The organism is Streptomyces sp. SM1 (assembly GCF_002910825.1).
In the GTDB taxonomy this organism is placed as follows: domain Bacteria; phylum Actinomycetota; class Actinomycetes; order Streptomycetales; family Streptomycetaceae; genus Streptomyces; species Streptomyces okerensis.
The window spans coordinates 1-282 of sequence record NZ_NEUB01000280.1 but is presented as its reverse complement, the minus strand read 5'-3'; the positions used below and the strand labels follow the sequence as shown (position 1 = coordinate 282).

At 73.8% G+C, this 282-nt stretch carries 1 protein-coding gene; it reads right to left on the bottom strand.

All coding sequences use genetic code 11. From position 1 onward, the window contains the following. Positions 1 to 282: protein kinase (locus B9S61_RS06830; protein ID WP_181007277.1), on the bottom strand; the 282-nt coding region annotated here is incomplete at both ends.

The following is a 282-nucleotide window of genomic DNA, read 5'->3' as shown; positions in this document are numbered from 1 at the left end:
CGGAGTCGGGCTCGGGCACCGGGTCGTAGCCGCACAGTGCCTCCTCCGCGGCGCCGACCGCGAGTCCGGTCAGCATGACCCGGCCGTCGTCGCAGACGAGGACCGTGCGCGCGGTGATGTTGCGGTGCACCCAGCCGTGGGAGTGCAGCACCCTCAGCGCCGTCAGCACGTCGGAGGCGACCTCCGCCGCCCGGTACGGGGACAGCGGTTTCTCCGCGAGCAGGGCGGCCAGCGGACGCGCGGCCACGAGTTCGCTGACGATCCACAGCGAACCGCCCTCCG